Raw genomic sequence first — 14,591 nt, 5'->3', positions numbered from 1 at the left:
CCCGGAGTGCCCCGGGGGCTTCACCAGCGAAGACGCAGGTCGAAGCCCTCGGTGCCCTCGTAGCGCTCCACCTCCACGGTGGCCGTGGAGGCGCCTGCCTGCTTCAGCGCGACCTCACACGTGCCCGCGGCGGCCTCGGCGGGGAAGACGTAGCCGCGGAACTTCGCGCGCCAGACCTGCGGACCCAGGTTCTCCACCGTGATGTCCACCGGCTCCATCACCGAGCTGAAGCTGAGCGCCACGCGCTTCATCGCCCGCTCGGGTCCCGCCACCTTCAGCGCCATGCCCACCACGCGGCCCGCCAGCGTGTCGAAGTACTTGCGCACCAGGTCTCGCCCAAGCTCTCGCTGAGCGGCCTTCGGCGCGAGCCCCGCGTACGTCGTGCGCAGCGCCACCGCCTGACACGCGGCGAACACGGACGCGGGATAGGTGGCGCGAGGCCGGTCCACGTCGTAGCCCGCCGCGAGGAGCTCGGCGCGCTGGGCCGAGTCGGGGTTCATGCAGCGAATCAGCGACTCGAACAACGTGGACTGGACTTTGACTTCGGTCGGCATTCGGGCCGTCACCCTAGGGGCAATCGCATCATCCGGTCATGACGCGTTGGTTCAAGCACTAGGAGTCAACGCGCTCCTGGACCTCGAAATGCCCCGCCTTGACGACATGCTGTTTCACCACGAGCTTCGGGGTGCGCAGGGTGCCCCGGACCTCGAGCGCGTAGTCGTTGTTCCTCGCCTCGACGAGGGAGGCGTCCAGGTCGCCGCCGATGATGACGGGCCCCTCGGTGTGGAAGCTCTCGCACTGGAAGGAGCCCCCGACGAACAGCGAGGCTCCGACAGGGTTGGCGGCCTTGCCCTTCACCGTCAGGTTGCCCGTCACCAGGAGCGACTTCACGGTGAGCGGACCGTTGATCTCCAGGTCTCCGTGGTGGGCATGGGAGTCCTTGGAGAGCTTCTTCACCGACTTGTTCTTGGGCGCCTCGGCGCTGACGGCCTGGATGAGACCGATGGCGGCGAAGACCAGGTCGGGGTTCATGGAGGAGCGGGACTCGATGCCCTCGTAGAGCTCGGCCAACGAGACGGCGTGGGCCTCCACGAAGACGGCGTCCATGATGCCGCGGAGCATCTCCCAGGACGCTGCGCCGACACCCGCGGGCGGCTCGCTGGAGAGGTACTTCATCACCTTCTCCTCGGAGAGACCCTTGAGCTTCTTGGGCGGCGGCGGGCGCTGGTCCTTGGTGGGCAGCAGCAGTTGCACCAGCATGGCCGGGACACCGCGGCTGTGACGCGAGCTCCGGGCGATGCGCAGCGCGCTGCTGCCGAACGGTGAAGGGGTCCGCGGGTCCACGCCCTGCTCGATGATGAAGCGCACGACGCGGTCCGCGCCGAACTCCGCCGCGCGGTGCAGCGGCATCTCGTTGCCATGGGCCACGCGAATGTCCGCGCCGTGGGCCATGAGCAGTTGGATGAGCGCCACGTTGTTCTGCGTGACGGCGGTCAGGAGCGGCGTGTGGTGATTCTGGTCCGCGAAGTCCAGGCTCAGCCCCGAGGCGAGCACCTGACGGATCTCCTCGAGCGTGACCTCGTTCTCCGCCTGCTCCTTCGCCAGTCGCTGCTCGTAGTCAGCCGGGTCCCAGGGCCGGATGTGGTCTTCGATGAAGTTGTGGCTTCGGACCTTCCTGATGAGGTTCAGGAACTCGTACTGTTGCTGCGTCATGGCGTGCGCACCCGGTGGATCGTCCGGGTCAGCCTTCTCGCGCCTCGCGGGTGAAAGCAACCCCTGTCCGCCCGGCGTCCCACCGGCCCATGACTCCCGGCTTGTTGACACCCCGGCGGCCGGGGCGATGCCAACAAGGCCCTCCCCCGCTCGCCGCCATTGAACGGGCGCGTTTTTGCGCCTATGGGACGGGGACGGCCGCCCTGTCATCGGCCACATCCCCCGCGAGGACACAGCATGTCGCAGGTGCCTCTTCACATCGCCGCCGAGTTTCCGGCCCGCACTCTCGAGGAGTGGCGCCGGCTGGTGGACAAGGACCTGAAGGGCAAGCCCTTCACGGTGCTCCAGTCGCCGCTGGAAGGTGGACTGGCGCTCCAGCCCCTCTACGCGCAGGCGGACACGGCCGCGCCACAGCCGCCGGGCGTCGCCCCCTACGTCCGGGGCACCCAGCCCCTGGGCCACACCGAGGGCGGCTGGCTGCTGTGCCAGGAGTACTCCGAGCCGGACGTCACCCTCGCCGCCGAGGCCCTCCGCACGGACCTGGAGCGAGGCACCCAGGGTGTCTGGCTCTGCCTGGGCGAGGCCCATGGCATCCCGGTGAAGGACGAGGCCACGCTGGCCCGACTGCTGGCCCACGTGCCGCTGGACCGGACTCCCGTGCACCTGGAGCCGGACTCGGCGCCGCTCGCCACGGCGTCCCTGCTGCTGGCCGTGGCCGACAAGGCGGGCGTCAAGCCGAGCGGCTCGCTGGGCATCGACCCCTTGGGCATCCTCGCTCGCACCGGCGCGCTGCCGGAGGGCGTGGCGGCGGTGCTCGCGGAGGCCGCGCCGCTCGTCACGTCGCGGGCCCAGAGCGCGCCGGAGCTGCGGGTGCTGCTGGTGTCGACGCGGGCCTACGCGGACGCGGGGGCCACGTCGGTGCACGAGCTGGCATGGGCCATGGCCACGGGTGTGGAGTACCTGCGCGGAATGGAGCGCGCGGGCGTGGCGGTGGACGTCGCGGCGCGCTCGGTGCAGTTCGCGCTGTCGGTCGGCGGCCAGTTCTTCCCGGAGATCGCCAAGCTGCGCGCCGCGCGGCTGTTGTGGGCCAAGGTCGTGGCCGCGTCGGGTGGCTCGCCCGAGGCGCAGGCGATGCGGCTGCACGCGCGCACCGCCATCGGCACGAAGACGCAGAGAGACCCGTGGGTGAACATCCTGCGCGCCACGGCCGAGTCCTTCGCCGCCGTGGTCGCGGGCGCGGACAGCGTCAGCACCTCCCCGTTCGACGAGCCGCTCGGCACGCCGGACGAGGGCGCGCGCAGGCTCGCGCGCAACACGCAGCTCATCCTGCGCGACGAGTCGAGCCTCAACCGCGTCGCGGACCCCGCGGGCGGCAGCTACTACCTGGAGCAGCTCACCTCGGAGCTGGCGCGCGCGGCGTGGACGGAGCTGCAGCGCATCGAGTCGCTCGGCGGACTGGAGAAGGCGCTGGCCCAGGGCGACATCGCGAAGGTGCTCGCGGAGACGCGGGCCGCGCGTGAGAAGGCCGTGCGCAGCCGCAAGCAGCCCATCGTGGGCGTGAGCGAGTTCCCCTTCCTGGGCGAGGCGCCCGTGCGCCGCGAGGCCCGGACGCGGAGCACCGTCGCGAGCAGCGAGGGATTGAAGCCCACGCGCATCGCGGAGCCCTTCGAGTCCTTGCGTGACGCGAGCGACCGGTACGTCACGGCCCACGGACAGCGGCCCACCGCGTTCCTGGCGAGCCTGGGCACGGTGGCCGAGCACACGGCGCGCTCCACGTGGGTGGTCAACGCGCTGGCGGCCGGCGGCATCGAGTCGAAGGAGAAGCACGGCTTCGCGGACCCGGCGGCGGTGGTGACGGCCTTCGCCGAGTCGGGCGCGACGCTCGCGGTCATCTCCGGTCCGGACGCGATGTATCCCGAGTGGGTGCCCGCGCTGACGGCGGCGCTGAAGGCGAAGGGCGCGCGCACGGTGGCGGTGGCGGGACGCCCTGGTGAGCACGAGGCCGCCTTCCACGCGGCCGGCGTGGACCTGTTCATCTTCGCGGGAGCGGACCTGTTCGCGCTCCTGAACTCGCTGCACGCGCAGCTCGGAGTGGCCTGATGAGTCCCCACGTCCCGAACTTCTCCGGCATCGCCTTCGATGCGCCGGAGACCCAGCCGACCGCCGCCGCGCTCGAGGCGCAGCGCGAGAAGGCCCGCGCCACGCTGAAGGACGCCGAGCACTGGGACACGCCCGAGGGCATCCCCGTCAAGGCGGTGTACACGCCCGAGGACCTGGCGGACGTCGAGCACCTGGGCTCGCTGCCGGGCCTGCCGCCCTTCGTGCGCGGCCCCTACTCCACCATGTACGTGCAGCAGCCGTGGACGGTGCGCCAGTACGCGGGCTTCTCCACGGCCGAGGCGTCCAACGCCTTCTACCGCCGCAACCTCGCGGCCGGACAGAAGGGTTTGTCCATCGCCTTCGACCTGGCCACGCACCGGGGCTACGACAGCGACCATCCGCGCGTCGCCGGTGACGTGGGCATGGCGGGCGTGGCCATCGACTCCATCAAGGACATGCGCATCCTGTTCGACCGCATCCCGCTCGACCAGATGAGCGTGTCGATGACGATGAACGGCGCGGTGCTGCCCATCCTGGCGCTCTACGTGGTGGCGGCCGAGGAACAGGGCGTCAAGCCGGAGCAGCTCAGCGGGACCATCCAGAACGACATCCTCAAGGAGTTCATGGTCCGCAACACGTACATCTACCCGCCGGGCCCGTCGATGCGCATCATCGGCGACATCTTCCGCTTCACCGCGGAGAAGATGCCGCGCTTCAACAGCATCAGCATCAGCGGCTACCACATGCAGGAGGCCGGAGCGACACAGGACCTGGAGCTCGGCTACACCCTGGCGGACGGCGTGGAGTACGTGCGCGCGGGGCTCGCGGCGGGACTGGGCGTGGACGCGTTCGCGCCGCGCCTGTCGTTCTTCTGGGCCATCGGCATGAACTTCTTCATGGAGGTGGCGAAGATGCGCGCGGCCCGGATGATCTGGGCCCGGCTCATCAAGGGCTTCAGCCCCAAGAGCGACAAGAGCCTGGCGCTGCGCACGCACTCGCAGACCTCCGGCTGGAGCCTCACCGCGCAGGACGTGTTCAACAACGTGGTGCGCACGTGCGTGGAGGCCATGGCCGCGACGCAGGGCCACACGCAGAGCCTGCACACCAACTCGCTCGACGAGGCCATCGCCCTCCCCACGGACTTCAGCGCGCGCATCGCCCGCAACACGCAGCTGTATCTCCAACTGGAGAGCGGCACCACGCGCGTCATCGACCCGTGGGGCGGCAGCTACTACGTGGAGCGGCTCACGCACGAGCTGGCGCAGAAGGCGTGGGGACACATCCAGGAGGTCGAGGCGCTGGGCGGCATGACGAAGGCCATCGAGGCGGGGCTGCCCAAGCTGCGCATCGAGGAGGCCGCGGCCCGCACGCAGGCGCGCATCGACTCCGGCCGTCAGGCCATCATCGGCGTGAACAAGTACCCGCCCGAGCGTCCCGACAACATCGAGATCCTCAAGGTGGACAACTCCGCGGTGCGCGAGGCGCAGATCGCCCGGCTCAAGGAACTGCGCGCGGAGCGCAACGCGGACGACGTTCGCCGCAAGCTGGAGGCGCTCACCGAGGCGGGCCGGCGCAACGAGGGGAATCTCCTGGCGCTCGCCATCGACGCGGCGCGCGCGAAGGCGACGGTGGGAGAGATCAGCGACGCGCTCGAGAAGGTCTTCGGGCGCTACGAAGCCACGGTGAGGAGCGTGTCCGGCGTGTACTCGAGCGAAGCGGGCAAGGACGCCCAGGGCATCACCGAGGCCCGCGCCGCGGCGGACGCGTTCCTCGCGCGCTTCGGCCGCCGGCCTCGCATCCTCATCGCGAAGATGGGCCAGGACGGGCATGACCGAGGACAGAAGGTCATCGCCACCGCGTTCGCGGACCTGGGCTTCGACGTGGACATCGGCCCGCTGTTCCAGACGCCCGAGGAGTCCGCGCGCCAGGCCGTGGAGAACGACGTGCACGTGGTGGGGGCCAGCTCGCTGGCGGCCGGACACCTGACGCTGGTGCCGCAGCTCAAGCGCGCGTTGAGAGAGCTGGGCCGCGAGGACATCATGGTCGTCGTGGGCGGCGTCATCCCCGCGCAGGACTACGACGAGCTGCGCGCCGCGGGCGCCGCCGCCATCTTCGGCCCTGGCACGGTCATCTCGAAGGCGGCCCTGGAGCTGCTGGAGAAGCTGACGGCGGCGCAGGAGGAGGCGTGAAGCAGCTGACGGTGGACGCCTACGTGGACGGCGTCCGCTCGGCGGATCGCTCCGTGCTCGCGCGCGCCATCACCCTGGTGGAGAGCGGACATCCGCGCCACCAGGCGCTCGCGCAGGAGGTCCTCACCCGGCTGCTCCCCTTCACGGGCGGCAGCCGGCGCATCGGTATCAGCGGTGTTCCCGGCGTGGGCAAGAGCACCTTCATCGACGCGCTGGGGATGCACCTGGTGGGCGCGGGACGGCGCGTGGCGGTGCTCGCCATCGACCCGTCGAGCACCATCTCCGGCGGCAGCATCCTGGGCGACAAGACGCGCATGGCCCGGCTGTCGCGCGAGGCGGCCGCGTACATCCGCCCCAGTCCGTCCAGCGGCACGCTGGGCGGGGTCGCGCGCAAGACGCGGGAGACGCTGCTGTTGTGCGAGGCGGCGGGCTTCGACGTGGTGCTGGTGGAGACGGTGGGCGTGGGCCAGTCGGAGACGGTGGTCGCCGACATGGTGGACTTCTACCTGGTGCTGATGCTCGCGGGCGCGGGCGACGAGCTGCAGGGCATCAAGCGCGGCATCCTCGAGGTGGCGGACATGCTCGCCATCAACAAGGCGGACGGCGACAACCTGCCGAGGGCCGAGCGGGCCCGCTCCGAGCTGCGCGCCGCGCTCCACCTGATGCGTCCGGGCAACGAGCCCGTGGTCACCACGTGCAGCGCGCTGGAGGGCCAGGGCATCGGCAAGCTGTGGGAGGCGCTGGAGGCGCAGGTGGGCAAGCGCGTGGCCTCCGGGACACTGGAGCAGCGACGGCGCGCGCAGCAGGTGGGCTGGATGTGGTCCATGGTGCAGGACGGTCTGCGAGCGGCCCTGCATGCGAACCCCACGGTGGCCGCCCTGGTGCCGGTGCTGGAGGCGGAGGTCCGCGAGGGACGCGCCACGCCGACGTCCGCCGCACTGCGGGTGCTGGAATCCTTCCTCCCGACATCGAGGGCTTGACAGTCCGCGTCGAGCCCCGGCGGGCCCCGCTTCAATCGCTTGCCCGACATCCACCGCGCTCCTACTGTACGCGCCGTGCGAAACGTCCAGTTGACCCCGGTCCCCGGGCCCTACAAGCCGCGATTCCACGTGCGAATCGTGACGGCCGCCTCCCTGTTCGACGGGCACGACGCGGCCATCAACGTCATGCGCCGCCTGATGCAGGCCTCGGGCGCCGAAATCATCCACCTGGGACACAACCGCTCGGTCGCGGAGATCGTCGACTGCGCCATCCAGGAGGACGCGCAGGGCATCGCGATCACCTCGTACCAGGGCGGTCACGTCGAGTTCTTCAAGTACATGATCGACCTGCTGAAGCAGCGCGGGGCGAACATCAAGGTCTTCGGCGGTGGCGGTGGCACCATCCTGCCGACGGAGATCGAGGAGCTCCACGCGTACGGTGTCACGCGCATCTACTCCCCGGATGACGGGCGGGCCATGGGCCTGCAGGGGATGATCGACCACCTCATCCAGGAGTGTGACTTCGAGAAGCGCCCGGCGGACTTCGCGCCGACGGCGGCGGCGATGCCGGTGCGCGAGCCGATGAAGATCGCCTCGCTCATCACCATCGCGGAGAACTTCGCGTCGGTGGGAGACCAGCTCCGCGACGCGATGACGAAGCTCAGCTCGAAGCAGCCGCGCGTGCCCGTGCTGGGCATCACCGGCACTGGCGGCGCGGGCAAGTCCAGCCTCGTCGACGAGCTGGTGCGGCGCTTCCTGGCGGACTTCCCGGACAAGACGCTGGCGGTGCTGTCGGTGGACCCGTCGAAGCGCAAGTCGGGCGGCGCGCTGCTCGGCGACCGCATCCGGATGAACGCCATCGACAACCCGCGCGTGTACATGCGCTCCATGGCGACGCGGCAGAGCAACCTCGCGCTGTCCAAGCACGTGGGCGACTCCATCGAGGTGTGCAAGGCCGCGGGCTTCGACCTCATCGTGGTGGAGACCTCCGGCATCGGTCAGTCCGACACCGAAATCACCGAGCACTCGGACGTGTCGCTCTACGTGATGACGGCCGAGTACGGCGCGGCGACGCAGCTCGAGAAGATCGACATGCTCGACTTCGCGGACGTCATCGCCATCAACAAGTTCGACAAGCGCGGCTCGCTGGACGCGCTGCGCGACGTGCGCAAGCAGTGGAAGCGCAACCACAACGCCTTCACCACGGCGGATGACGCGGTGCCCGTGCACGGCACCATCGCGTCGCAGTTCAACGACCCGGGGATGAACCAGCTCTACCGCGCCATCATGGACGCGGTGGTGAAGAAGACGGGCGCCCCGCTCCAGTCGCACCTGGCCCAGACGCCGGGCATGAGCGAGAAGAAGTGGATCATCCCGCCCGAGCGCACCCGCTACCTCGCGGAGATCGTCGAGACGTGTGAGGCGTACGATGCCTTCGCCCGCGCGCAGGCGGCCATCGCCCGGCGGATGTACCAGCTCCACGGCACCATCGAGGCGCTGCGGCAGAACGTCGGCAAGAAGCGGCTGGAGATCGTCGAGCCGAAGGACGCGTCCGACGTGGTGCACGTCACCGAGCGCGTCGAGGGCGAGCCCGCGTACCTGAGCGAGCTGGTGGAGCTGTACAAGGACCTGGAGTCGCGGCTGGACCCGGATTGCCGCCGGCTCCTGAGCGAGTGGCCCGCGACGAAGCGGCGCTACGCGGCGTCCAAGTACCAGTACCAGGTGCGCGACAAGGTCATCGAGCTGGACCTGTTCACCGAGTCGCTGTCACACCTGCGCATCCCGAAGATCGCCCTGCCCCGCTACGAGGACTGGGGTGACATCCTGATGTGGCTCCTGCGCGAGAACGCGCCCGGTGCGTTCCCGTTCACCGCAGGCGTCTTCCCGCTCAAGCGCGAGGGCGAGGACCCGGCGCGCATGTTCGCCGGCGAGGGCGGCCCGGAGCGCACCAACAAGCGCTTCCACTACGTTTCGCGCGGACTGCCGGCCAAGCGCCTGTCCACGGCGTTCGACTCGGTGACCCTGTACGGCGAGGACCCGGACCACCGGCCGGACATCTACGGCAAGGTCGGCAACTCGGGCGTGTCCATCGCCAACGTCGACGACGCGAAGAAGCTCTACTCGGGCTTCGACCTGGCGGACCCGACGACGTCGGTGTCGATGACCATCAACGGCCCCGCGCCGATGCTGCTCGGGTTCTTCCTGAACGCGGCGGTGGACCAGCAGTGCGAGAAGTGGATCCGCGCCAACAACAAGGTGGAGGAGGTCGAGCAGAAGATCGACGCGCTCTACCAGAAGCGTGGCGTGCCGCGTCCGCGCTACCAGGGTGAGCTGCCGCAGGGAAATGACGGGCTGGGGCTCTTGCTGCTCGGCGTGTCTGGCGACGAGGTGCTGCCGCGCGAGGTGTACGAGAAGATCCGCGCGTCCACGCTCCAGCAGGTGCGTGGCACGGTGCAGGCGGACATCCTGAAGGAGGACCAGGCGCAGAACACCTGCATCTTCTCCACGGAGTTCGCGCTGCGGCTGATGGGCGACATCCAGCAGTACTTCACCGACAAGAAGGTGCGGAACTTCTACTCGGTGTCCATCTCCGGCTACCACATCGCGGAGGCCGGGGCGAACCCCATCTCCCAGCTGGCCTTCACGCTGGCCAATGGCTTCACCTTCGTCGAGTACTACCTGTCGCGCGGGATGGACATCGACGACTTCGCGCCCAACCTCTCGTTCTTCTTCTCGAACGGGATGGACCCCGAGTACACGGTGCTCGGCCGCGTGGCGCGTCGCATCTGGGCCAAGGCCATCCGCGACAAGTACGGCGGCAATGATCGCTCGCAGAAGCTGAAGTACCACATCCAGACGTCGGGCCGTTCCCTGCACGCGCAGGAGATCGCCTTCAACGACATCCGCACCACGCTGCAGGCGCTGCTGGCGTTGAACGACAACTGCAACTCGCTGCACACCAACGCCTACGACGAGGCCATCACCACGCCCACCGAGGAGAGCGTGCGGCGCGCGCTGGCCATCCAGCTCATCATCAACAAGGAGTTCGGCCTGTCGAAGAACGAGAACCCCAACCAGGGCTCGTTCATCGTCGAGGAGCTGACGGACCTGGTGGAGGCCGCGGTGCTCACCGAGTTCCGCGCCATCTCCGAGCGCGGCGGCGTGCTGGGCGCGATGGAGCGCATGTACCAGCGCTCGAAGATTCAAGAGGAGTCGCTGTACTACGAGACGCTGAAGCACGACGGCTCGCTGCCCATCATCGGGGTGAACACATTCCTGGACCCGAAGGGCTCGCCCACCGTGACGCCGCCGGAGGTGATTCGCGCGACGAAGGAGGAGAAGGACTACTCCATCACCTCGCGCGACGCGTTCTGGAAGCGCAACGCGGACGTGGCTCCGGCCGCGCTGGAGGCCGTGAAGCGCGCGGCGCTCGACAACGGCAACATCTTCGCCGCGCTGATGGACGCCTGTAAGGTCTGCACGCTGGGGCAGATCTCCCGCGCCCTGTACGAGGTCGGCGGGCAGTACCGGCGGAACATGTAGTCTGTCAGCGCGCTGAGCGCCCCACGTCTCCTCGAGGAACTTCTCGAGGAGACGTGACATGGGATGGATGACGGACGCACTTCAGGCGCTGACACAAGGCAAGGACATCACCGTACGCCCCAGGGGTGGCTCGATGCGCGGAGTCATCGAGGACAACCAGCCCGTGACGCTGGCTCCGGTGAATCCGTTGGAGGTGCGCGCGGGAGATGTCGTCTTCGTGCGCTGGAAGGGCGGCGCGCTGCTCCACCTGGTCAAGGACGCCACGCCCGAGCGCGTCTTGATTGGCAACGCGCTGGGGAGGCTCAACGGGTGGGCACGGCGCTCCGATGTGCTCGGACGGGTGGCCCGGATTCATCCGCGGACCTCCGGGCCTTGAGGCTCGGAGCCGCGTGACTCAAGGTCGTCGCGGTGTCGCCCCACCCTTCCGTGCGCTCGTGGGGCGCTTTTCGACGGACTGCCAGGCCGCACGGGCCAGGACGGGTATCGCGGTGCGCGGGTCGGTCTTCGTCCTGCCAGCGAGCCACTCCCGGAGCATCTCCTGCGCCGGTCCCCGGAGGATGGCGAGGAAGAGCTCGAAGGGCATCTCGTCGAACGTGCCGTCGCGGACGTGGCCCTGCCACCAGTCCTTGAGCTGACGGAAGAAGCCCTTGTTCTGTTCGCGGATGCGCTTCTCCGCCGCGGTGACGGCGGCTCCACTTCGAGCCTCCACCAGGAAGCGGGCGGCGTCGGGACGCGACAGGGACCAGTCCAGGTGGTGGCGCACCAGCGCCTCGATGCCCTCGCGCGCGCCGGGATGCTGCTCCAGTTCCTTCAAGAGGCCCGTCTGGTACTCGCCGAGCACCTCCAGGTAGAGGGCGGCCGCGATGGCCTCCTTGCTCTCGAACAGGTGGTAGATGCTCCCCGTGCTGGCCCCGGAGCGCTCTCGGATGGCCGCCATCGTCGTGCCCTCCACGCCTCGCTCCAGGAAGCACTCGAGCGCCGCCTTGAGGACCTCTTCTCTCCGGTGACCCGGGTTGCGCATGGCCGCACCCTACATTAGAACATCATTCTAGAACGATGTTCTAGTCAGCCCGGGAGGGCACCGTGGACTCACTCATGGAGATTGGGCAGCAGCTCCTCGCCAGGCAGGGCTTCAGCAACCTGATGGGGACCCGGCTGACGCGGTTGACGAAGGGCGAGGTGGAGCTCGAACTGCCCATGCGCCCGGAGCTGCGCCAGCAGTATGGCTTCGCGCACGGCGGCGTCCTGAGCTACCTGGCCGACAACGCGCTCACGTTCGCCGGTGGCACCGCGATGCTCGACGTGCCCATCATCACGTCGGAGTTCAAGATCAACTACGTGCGGCCGGCGCTCGGCCATCAGCTCGTCGCCAGGGCTCGCGCGGTGCACACGGGACGACGACAGTCGGTGTGCCAGTGCGAGATCTTCGCGGTCGACGACCAGGGGGAGACGCTGGTCGCCGTGGCGCAGGGCACCATCGTCGTGATGGGGAGCAGCAAGGAGTCATGAGCGCCCTGGCACCTGCTGACCTCGGCACCACCCTGCCCCGGGATATCGGGGAGCAGTGGACTCGAACGCGCCAGCTGTTCTCGCGGGCCTTCGCCAGCTCGCTCCACTTCTCCATCGCGACCGTCGATGAGGATGGAGCACCCCATGTCACGCCCATCGGCTCCGTGCTGCTGGGTGAACCTGGCCGTGGGGTGTTCTTCGAGGTCTTCACCCGACGGCTCTCGAGGAATCTCGCGCGCGATGCGCGGCTGAGCATCCTCGCCGTGGACAGCGGCAGGGGGTTCTGGCTCCGCTCGCTGTTCAGGGGACACTTCGCGCGGGCGCCCGCCGTGCGACTCGTCGGCCGCGTCCTCGGGCCGCCCCGTCGCGCCACGAACGAGGAGCAGCAGCGCTTCGCGAGACGGGTGAGCGCGGTCCGATGGATGAAGGGGCATGACCTGCTGTGGGGCCGACTCGAGTTCGTCCGCGACTTCGCGGTCGAACGAATCGAGCCCGTTCACCTCGGCGGGATGACGGCCCACCTCGAGTAGGCAGGTCCGGCCCGAACCCGACAACCGCCGAGCCCTGCGCGCGGACTCAAGCGTGAGTCCGTGCCGCACCCAGGCTCAGCGTCGAGGCTCGAAGGCGATAGCGCCACGAGCGCTCGCACCGTTGCACGAGGGAGGCGCCTCCAGCGCGATGACGCGGGAGGCGACGTTCCACGCGGCACCCGTCGCCTCTCAGGAAGGAGTCACGGATGCCACGGAGCCACTACCTCACAGCCACTTCGGCGCTTCGCGACGCGCGGGAGGCGCGTCAGCGGGCTTCGACGGCCCCGCGGAGGCCGCGGGCCTGGGCGAGGAGCCACCCGGTCCACGCGGCGCCTGCGCATTGCCACGGTTCGGACCCGAGCCACCCGGACGCGCCGAGCGATTGCCGCCCTCGGACCGACCCTGGCCACCGCCGCCACCGCGGCCACCCCGACGACGACGCGAGGCACCACCGGGCGCGTTGCCACCCCGGCCACCACCGCCGCCCTGCCCGCCTCGCGCCTGCGCGCCAGGATTCGGACCGCGCGACACCGGCGCCTCCACCGTGGCCGAGGCCCCCGGACGCGGCGGCGCCATGCCCGAGCGGTACGGATGGTCCTCCACCACCGGCACGCTGCGCCGGATGGTCCGCTCGATGTCGCGCAGGAACGCGCGCTCCTCACCGTCGCAGAAGGACACCGCGGTGCCCGTCGCACCCGCCCGGCCCGTGCGGCCGATGCGGTGCACGTACTGCTCCGGCACGTTCGGCAGGTCGTAGTTGACGACGAAGCTCAGCCCGTCGATGTCGATTCCGCGCGCCGCGATGTCCGTGGCCACCAGCACCCGCAGCGTCCCGGAGCGGAACTCGTCCAGCGCGCGCTCACGCGCGTTCTGGCTCTTGTTGCCGTGAATCGCCGCGGCCGTCACACCCGAGCCCTCGAGCTGCTTGGCCACGCGGTTCGCGCCGTGCTTGGTGCGCGTGAAGACCAGCGCCCGCGAGATCTTTCCGTCCTTCAGCAGGTGCGTCAGCAGGCCGCGCTTCTGCTCGCGCTCCACGAAGTACACCTGCTGCGCCACCGTCTCCGCGGTGCTGGAGACAGGCGTCACCTCCACGCGCACCGGGTCCGTCAGCAGGTTGCGCGACAGGTCCACGATCTCGGGCGGCATCGTCGCGCTGAAGAACAGCGTCTGACGCTTCGCCGGCAGCGCCTTGATGACCTTGCGCACGTCGTGGATGAACCCCATGTCCAGCATGCGGTCCGCCTCGTCGAGCACGAACACCTCGAGCGAGCGCAGGGACACGTAGCCCTGGTCCATCAAATCCAACAGACGGCCCGGCGTCGCCACCAGCACGTCCAGACCCCGCTGGAGTGACTGCACCTGCGCCGCCTGCCCCACGCCGCCGAAGATGACCGCGTGCTTGAGCGGCAGGTTCTTGCCGTACGTCATGAAGCTCTCGCCCACCTGACCGGCGAGCTCGCGCGTCGGGGTGAGCACCAGGCAACGAATCGGTCGGTGCCCGCCCGCGGGCGCCTTCGCGGACAGCCGCTGGAGGATGGGCAGCGCGAACGCCGCCGTCTTCCCCGTGCCCGTCTGCGCCACGCCGAGGACGTCCTTGCCCAGCAATGCGTGGGGAATCGCCTTCGCCTGGATGGGCGTGGGGGTGGTGTAGCCCTCCGCCTTGACCGCGCGCAGGAGGGTGTCGTGAAGCTGCAGTTCGTCGAAAGTCATGTCTTCCTGGGAAACAGTGAGCTCACCGCCTTGCGGTGGTGAGCAAGCCCGCGCAGCGCGCTCTTCCGACCCATGCCGGAGGCGCCTGGCGGTGCGCGGCCGGACCTCACTGGGTCCGGACCACTCGGGGAACGTCAGGGAACAGGGAGGCTGACCCACCCATTCCGACGTCTTGGCGCGAGACCCTGCCCGCTCCCCGGGCCAAAGTCCCGCGGAATCAACGGCGGGGTGTACGTTTTGCGCCACTCCCCTCGGGGGCGCCAGGACGCCCGCCTGGTCTCCTGTCTGACGAGACAGGCTCGCGGCTTGTACCCACG

The 14,591-nt window shown here is 69.4% G+C and carries 11 protein-coding genes; 7 read left to right on the top strand and 4 right to left on the bottom strand.

The annotated features are described in order from the left end of the window. Positions 1-20 precede the first annotated feature (20 nt). Together AC6JA9_RS20305 and AC6JA9_RS20300 are read right to left on the bottom strand one after the other, a co-directional pair. Entirely contained in the window at positions 21-554 is a 534-nt protein-coding gene (locus tag AC6JA9_RS20305; RefSeq protein WP_497960469.1) for a DUF2378 family protein, read from the bottom strand. Positions 555-612: 58 nt separating this feature from the next. Continuing rightward, the gene (locus tag AC6JA9_RS20300; protein ID WP_497960468.1) at positions 613-1,713 is read right to left on the bottom strand and encodes an ankyrin repeat domain-containing protein; all 1,101 of its coding nucleotides are present in this window, start codon (positions 1,711-1,713) and stop codon (positions 613-615) included. Positions 1,714-1,950: 237 nt separating this feature from the next. On the opposite strand from AC6JA9_RS20300, the gene AC6JA9_RS20295 reads away from it, so the two are divergent. The 5 genes from AC6JA9_RS20295 to AC6JA9_RS20275 all read left to right on the top strand — a co-directional run bounded on the left by AC6JA9_RS20295 (position 1,951) and on the right by AC6JA9_RS20275 (position 10,901). Continuing rightward, positions 1,951-3,813, top strand: coding sequence for a methylmalonyl-CoA mutase family protein (locus tag AC6JA9_RS20295; protein WP_497960467.1), 1,863 nt, complete (start codon positions 1,951-1,953; stop codon positions 3,811-3,813). Continuing rightward, positions 3,813-6,002 carry a methylmalonyl-CoA mutase gene (gene scpA / locus AC6JA9_RS20290; protein ID WP_497960465.1) on the top strand — a complete coding sequence of 730 codons (2,190 nt, stop codon included), beginning with the start codon at positions 3,813-3,815 and terminating at the stop codon, positions 6,000-6,002. The genes AC6JA9_RS20295 and scpA overlap by 1 nt, the downstream gene beginning before the upstream one ends. Beyond that, positions 5,999-6,982: a methylmalonyl Co-A mutase-associated GTPase MeaB gene (meaB, locus tag AC6JA9_RS20285; protein ID WP_223749941.1), complete on the top strand. Its 984-nt coding sequence runs from the start codon at positions 5,999-6,001 to the stop codon at positions 6,980-6,982. Before scpA ends, meaB begins: the two co-directional genes overlap by 4 nt. Before the next feature lie 75 nt (positions 6,983-7,057). Then, complete coding sequence (locus AC6JA9_RS20280) at positions 7,058-10,525, top strand: methylmalonyl-CoA mutase family protein (RefSeq protein ID WP_141325055.1); 3,468 nt, start codon at positions 7,058-7,060, stop codon at positions 10,523-10,525. A gap of 67 nt (positions 10,526-10,592) precedes the next feature. Next, positions 10,593-10,901 carry a hypothetical protein gene (locus AC6JA9_RS20275; RefSeq protein ID WP_426746518.1) on the top strand — a complete coding sequence of 103 codons (309 nt, stop codon included), beginning with the start codon at positions 10,593-10,595 and terminating at the stop codon, positions 10,899-10,901. An 18-nt stretch (positions 10,902-10,919) separates the two neighbouring features. Here AC6JA9_RS20275 and AC6JA9_RS20270 read toward each other — a convergent pair whose 3' ends face one another. Beyond that, complete coding sequence (locus AC6JA9_RS20270; protein WP_497960462.1) at positions 10,920-11,546, bottom strand: TetR/AcrR family transcriptional regulator; 627 nt, start codon at positions 11,544-11,546, stop codon at positions 10,920-10,922. Positions 11,547-11,608: 62 nt separating this feature from the next. Between AC6JA9_RS20270 and AC6JA9_RS20265 the strand changes: the two genes are divergently transcribed. Further along, positions 11,609-12,034, top strand: a complete 426-nt coding sequence (locus tag AC6JA9_RS20265) for a PaaI family thioesterase (RefSeq protein WP_223749943.1) — start codon at positions 11,609-11,611, stop codon at positions 12,032-12,034. Continuing rightward, a complete protein-coding gene (locus AC6JA9_RS20260) occupies positions 12,031-12,564 on the top strand; it encodes a pyridoxamine 5'-phosphate oxidase family protein (RefSeq protein WP_497960460.1) in 534 nt (177 codons plus the stop codon). Before AC6JA9_RS20265 ends, AC6JA9_RS20260 begins: the two co-directional genes overlap by 4 nt. Before the next feature lie 225 nt (positions 12,565-12,789). Here the strand turns inward: AC6JA9_RS20260 and AC6JA9_RS20255 are convergent, their stop codons facing one another. Further along, a complete protein-coding gene (locus AC6JA9_RS20255; RefSeq protein ID WP_223749945.1) occupies positions 12,790-14,274 on the bottom strand; it encodes a DEAD/DEAH box helicase in 1,485 nt (494 codons plus the stop codon). Positions 14,275-14,591 lie beyond the last annotated feature (317 nt).

It is taken from the genome of Myxococcus sp. MH1 (assembly GCF_059738865.1).
This window is presented reverse-complemented; position numbering and strand designations above follow the sequence as displayed.

Coding starts and splice junctions, on each gene's coding strand:
- AC6JA9_RS20270 (WP_497960462.1), bottom strand. CDS start 11,546: ATGCGCAACCCGGGTCACCGGAGAGAAGAGGTCCTCAAGGCGGCGCTC.
- AC6JA9_RS20300 (WP_497960468.1), bottom strand. CDS start 1,713: ATGACGCAGCAACAGTACGAGTTCCTGAACCTCATCAGGAAGGTCCGA.
- AC6JA9_RS20275 (WP_426746518.1), top strand. CDS start 10,593: ATGACGGACGCACTTCAGGCGCTGACACAAGGCAAGGACATCACCGTA.
- AC6JA9_RS20260 (WP_497960460.1), top strand. CDS start 12,031: ATGAGCGCCCTGGCACCTGCTGACCTCGGCACCACCCTGCCCCGGGAT.
- AC6JA9_RS20255 (WP_223749945.1), bottom strand. CDS start 14,274: ATGACTTTCGACGAACTGCAGCTTCACGACACCCTCCTGCGCGCGGTC.
- AC6JA9_RS20295 (WP_497960467.1), top strand. CDS start 1,951: ATGTCGCAGGTGCCTCTTCACATCGCCGCCGAGTTTCCGGCCCGCACT.
- AC6JA9_RS20305 (WP_497960469.1), bottom strand. CDS start 554: ATGCCGACCGAAGTCAAAGTCCAGTCCACGTTGTTCGAGTCGCTGATT.
- scpA (WP_497960465.1), top strand. CDS start 3,813: ATGAGTCCCCACGTCCCGAACTTCTCCGGCATCGCCTTCGATGCGCCG.